Source organism: Fodinibius sp., from assembly GCF_041642155.1.
Lineage (GTDB): Bacteria > Bacteroidota > Rhodothermia > Balneolales > Balneolaceae > Fodinibius.
On sequence record NZ_JBEPWZ010000224.1, the window covers coordinates 1 to 5,136 of the forward strand.

General features: G+C 49.0%; 4 protein-coding genes. 3 read left to right on the forward strand and 1 reads right to left on the reverse strand.

Translation table 11 applies throughout. The features are described from left to right. Positions 1 to 15 precede the first annotated feature (15 nt). Positions 16 to 1,344: a class I adenylate-forming enzyme family protein gene (locus ACESLU_RS11470; protein ID WP_372638787.1), complete on the reverse strand. Its 1,329-nt coding sequence runs from the start codon at positions 1,342 to 1,344 to the stop codon at positions 16 to 18. 233 nt (positions 1,345 to 1,577) lie between these two features. Here ACESLU_RS11470 and ACESLU_RS11475 point away from each other — a divergent pair, with 233 nt between their 5' ends. The 3 genes from ACESLU_RS11475 to ACESLU_RS11485 all read left to right on the forward strand — a co-directional run bounded on the left by ACESLU_RS11475 (position 1,578) and on the right by ACESLU_RS11485 (position 5,110). Then, a complete protein-coding gene (locus ACESLU_RS11475; protein ID WP_372638788.1) occupies positions 1,578 to 2,390 on the forward strand; it encodes a protein-L-isoaspartate(D-aspartate) O-methyltransferase in 813 nt (270 codons plus the stop codon). A 184-nt stretch (positions 2,391 to 2,574) separates the two neighbouring features. Next, positions 2,575 to 3,402 carry a hypothetical protein gene (locus ACESLU_RS11480; protein ID WP_372638789.1) on the forward strand — a complete coding sequence of 276 codons (828 nt, stop codon included), beginning with the start codon at positions 2,575 to 2,577 and terminating at the stop codon, positions 3,400 to 3,402. 40 nt (positions 3,403 to 3,442) lie between these two features. Beyond that, positions 3,443 to 5,110 (forward strand): S8 family peptidase, encoded by a 1,668-nt coding sequence (locus tag ACESLU_RS11485; protein WP_372638790.1) that lies wholly within the window; start codon positions 3,443 to 3,445, stop codon positions 5,108 to 5,110. Positions 5,111 to 5,136: the final 26 nt, after the last annotated feature.

Below are 5,136 nucleotides of genomic sequence, written 5' to 3' on the forward strand. Positions count from 1 at the left end.
AGCCGACAACCGGTGTCAACCGTCCATTAGGCCGACCCTGAAGAAAAAAGGCTGTCCCTTCTCGTCATTAACGTAAAATCCCTCGTCTCCGCTGCGCAGCCAGCCATGCTTAAATGCTTTTTCGTTCGCTTTTCTGTCCCCATAGTATTTAAGCATTACGTTATGACCACGAACAACAATCTCTCCCCGCTCCTTCTCCCCGAGGACCTCTCCATCCGGGTTATGTATCGCCACTTCATTAGCTGAAACCGGCCGGCCGATACTGGGGAACCCGTATTCGCTGCGCCATTTCCTGCGCTCGCCGGCAGGGAGGTTGACCGGCATAAAACAGGCATACGAAGAAGTTTCGGGAAGGCTGTATGAGAAGACAACCGGTATCCCAAAACGTTTTTCAAAACGCTCGGCTTCTTCCGCGTGAAAGGTGGTCTCCTCCACTGTGATGTAGTGTAAAGAGGCTGTTTCAGTCTGCGTTCCCTCCTCATAATAACGGTTCAGAGACTGCAGCTGTGGGGCTTTCAGACTCACGATATTCACTTGTTCTTCAGCAATATCCCTGAAAAAGTATTCGGGACGGAATTGTTGTCTCAGTACCGTTGACCCTCCTGCAAAAAAAGGGGTCAGCAGCGTCATTACTATACTGTTCACGTGATAAATCGGCAATACGCACATCAGCCGGGTAGTGTCACGAATCTTTTGGCACTCTGCAACGGACCGGGCTTCTTCCAGCAGGTTTGCCTGGCTTAATACAACGCCCATTGGATCCTCGTTATCTCCCGTTTTGAAGACGATCAGGGCCTCCGACTCGGCCAGCGGAGAATCGTCGATCGAGAGCGAGCCGTTCGGTCGGGTAAAATTCTCTGTTTCTCCCTCGCAGATAATCCATTCGATGTGCTTCAGGTTATCATAGCCCTCCAGTATCTTGCGGAATCGGGTCCTGTATTCGGTTCTCACAAAGGCCAGTTCTATTTTACTCTCTGCCAGGATATAGGCAATATCTTTGTCCTTTTCCTTCAGGTTAATCGGTATGACCGTTAATCCCAGTAACCACGCCGCAAAATACTGCACGACGGTATGCCAGTGATTGTGGGCAATAGTAGCGATCCGGTCTCCACGCCTGAGTCCATGATTCTGCAAGAACCGGGCACATCCCAGCACATGCTGATAGAACTTGGCATACGACACTCTCCTTATTTCGTTATTATCCGTTCTATTGATGAGATAATCCTGGCGCTCATCCGCCCGTGCCTGTAACAGCTCCCTTATATCGTCAAAAGGAAGGCGGGGAACCGGATCGGCCAGGCTGCGGGCATGATTTCTTTTATGTAAAAGCTCTTCAAACTGCATAAACCGTATACCGTGATTAAGGTAACCAACAGGGGTTCTATGTTAGTTTATGAAAACCGGAAAGGCAAATGAACTAAAAAATATTATTCTTTTGTTATATAACCTGTCAGGGGTTGGGTAAGCGTTTAAAATATCTCAACCCCTGCTCAAAGACGAATCAACAGTCTCATGAGCAATAACCCGCGTTGCCCATCATTTTTATGGTGAAACATCCGGAATAAGTTCATATTCATATGAATTTTGTATATAAAAAAATAGTATCCATCATCCTGGGCGGGATTGTTTTCGGCCTGCTCCTACCCGGCATAAGCGCACCTTCTTTCACATCCGTCCTCTCCCGGGCCCAGGTGACTGATACGCCGGAGGACACAATATCGTGGCAACCTCCCCGTTTCTCAGAGCGAAAGGACGAACGGTACCAGATGGTTCGTAAGGGTATCGAACAACAGGGCGTAACGGATCCGGAGGTGCTGGAGGCGATGCGTCAGGTGCCCCGTCACCTGTTTGTCCCTGAAAAATATCAGCAATTTGCTTATCAAAATCGTCCACTGCCCATTGGGTATGATCAGACGATCTCTCAACCCTATATCGTAGGCTATATGACCCGGATGCTGGACTTGGATTCCAGTAAAAAAGTGCTTGAAATCGGTACCGGAAGCGGTTACCAGGCCGCTGTCCTGGCTGAGCTGACGCCCCATGTCTTCACGATCGAGATTGTTGAAGAGCTGGGGAAACAGGCCCGGCGATTATTTGAAAAACACGGTTATGATACGATCAAAACAAAAATTGGCGATGGCTACCAGGGGTGGCCGAAGTATGCGCCTTTTGATGCTATTATATTAACGGCAGCTCCTGAAAAAATACCGCGGCCGCTTATTGAACAGCTCAAACCCGGCGGTATTTTAGTTGCACCAGTCGGGGCTGAGGGACAGACCCAAACCCTGACAAAGGTTATCAAGACACCAGAAGGTGACATTGAGATTGACCGGCAGCTGCCGGTCCGTTTCGTACCGATGACCCGGCAAAATAATCGTCAACCGCAGTAAGTAAGAAGAGAGCTTTAAAAACTGGAAATTTTGATCAATATCAACGCCTGAGCGCATTCCAAAACCGCAGCATATTCCCCGGATTATTCACCGGGAAATTTGGTCGTGAACGAAACATATTCATTTTTTTGACCTGAAAATAATTAGTAGCTTATCCTCAATCCTGAAATCTAACTGAGTATTAATGAAATTGATCTCCCGGTTTGTTTGTCACGCCACTGTTCTTTTATTCCTGGTAAGTCTTCCGCTCTCAGGTTTTAGCCAATCCTCTCCTGACAGCAAGCAGGCGCTGGCAGATCAGCTGGTCGAGCAACTGGCGCTGAAGCAGCAGCTCGAGGAGGCGCCCGATGATATTCGAATGCAGTTCGAACAAAATCCGCTGAACTTAACTCCTCAAAAAAACAAGCGGATGCTGGAGTTATTCTCCGATGCTTACGAGAGCCAACGTCTGCTGGATAACTTCAAATCCGCCCTGCAGCAGCTGCTGAATGATGAGCTCGCAGCCGAGCTCTCTCAAAAGCTGAGCGATCCCGACATTCGTGCCGTTACGGATGCGCAACAGGAATTCTATACGCTGCAAGGCAAGCGAAAAAGGATTATTACCAAATACGAGATGGAGCAACAGGCTCCCTCACCGGAACGAACGGCGGCCATATCAGCACTCATAGATACAACCTCGGCAGCTACCGGATCCGTTGAATCGTCCATTGTCATATTACGCTCGGTTATCAAAGCATTGGGCAGTTTAAGTGAACAACACAGTTTTAATGAGGGGCAAATAGATGCCGTAGCCGATAATTTTCGTACCCAAATGGAGGCAGGAGTCTCACAACAAACCCGAAACCGGCTGATGGTAACCTACTACCATGTGGATACTGAGGCGCTTGACAAGTACGTTACTTTTATGCAATCCGATAGCGGACAATTGCTGGATAAAGCGATTTCCCAAAGCATACAATCGACTTATGAAGCTGCATCCCAACGCTTTTTACAGGCTGTTGAAACGCCGTAGCGCACAGTACCATTCTTAACTTTAGTTGTCAATTATCTTTATGAAATCCCGCATTCTCTTTTTTTGCTCCGTAATTCTTTTTTTCTATGGCTGCTCTACGTCCCAAAAAATTGTAAAACCCACTCCCACCCAGCCGGTCGATTCCGTCGACTTCGCTACGATGCTTGAACCCCCGGAAGACTGGCACCTGCTGGATGAAGATTTTACACAATTCCGGGGCATCAGCAGCGAACTGGCATACGAACATGTGCTGGATAACCGATCGCCCGAACAGGAAGTGGTAGTAGCCGTTATTGACGGCGGAGTGGACATCGAACACGAGGATCTCAAAGAAAATATCTGGGTCAATGAGGATGAAATACCCGGCAATGGTAAAGACGATGACGAAAATGGCTATGTGGATGATGTTCATGGATGGAATTTCATAGGCGGGCCCGATGGTGAGAATGTGGATCACGATACGTTTGAGCTTACGCGCATTTATGCCCGGCTTCATCCCAAGTACAGCGATGCGGATACGACTGTTTTAAATACCCGGGAGCGAAAAGAGTACCGATACTACCGGGAAATCGCGGGGGGCTATCGTTATGAGATTGAAAAACTGTTAAACCAGTACGACAATATTCAGTCGCTGGAGCAGAATATGAGTCAGGCCGACAAAATCCTGACCCGCCATTTTAAAGGAACATACAGTTATGAGGATGTGCAGGAAATGCAGCCCCAGGATCAGCAGACCTATTTTGCTAAAAATGTCATGAACTACGTCATGGAGAATAATATCGATTCTACGCTCATCGCCGATCAAAAGGAACAGATCTATCATTTTGCCAAATATGGCTATAATCCCGATTTCTCTCCCCGGCATATTGTGGGTGATAACTACGAGGATAAGTCCGAACGCTATTATGGCAATAATGATGTAGGCGGACCCGATCCCACCCATGGGACGCATGTAGCGGGAATCATCGGCGCCATACGCAATAATCGTGTCGGCGTCAACGGCATTGCAAGCAATGTCCGCCTCATGGCTGTTCGCGCCGTGCCCGACGGCGATGAGCGGGATAAAGATGTCGCCAATGCCATTCGCTACGCCGTTGATAACGGGGCCGATATCATCAATATGAGCTTCGGTAAATCGCATTCTCCTCATAAAGAAGTCGTAGACCAGGCGGTCAGGTATGCCGACGAAAACGGCGTGTTGATGATACATGCCGCGGGCAATTCATCAGAAAACTCAGACCGGGACGTCAGTTATCCCACGGATGTTCTCGGGACGCAGGGAAATGGACATAAAGGGACTGCCGGGCTCTGGCTGACGGTCGGGGCCAGCTCATGGAAACCCAACGAAGAATTCGTAGGTGAATTCAGCAATTACGGTGACCGGACCGTCGATCTGTTTGCCCCCGGCGTGGATATCTACTCAACCATGCCGGATAATGAATACGAACGGCAACAGGGGACCAGCATGGCCGCCCCCGTGGTGAGCGGTGCTGCCGCCCTGCTTATGAGCTACTATCCCGGTTTGTCACCCGCTCAAATCCGGGATGTCATCCTCCAAAGTGTGACAACCTATCCCGACCAGATGGTCACAGCTCCTCACAAAGCGAATGCAGAACCCGAATCAGTGTCTTTCAGCGAACTGTCCGCTTCAGACGGCGTTTTAAACGTATTCAGAGCCCTGCAGGCCGCCCAGGAAATGAGTCAATAATCAACTCCCGGACTATTGTCTCGAAA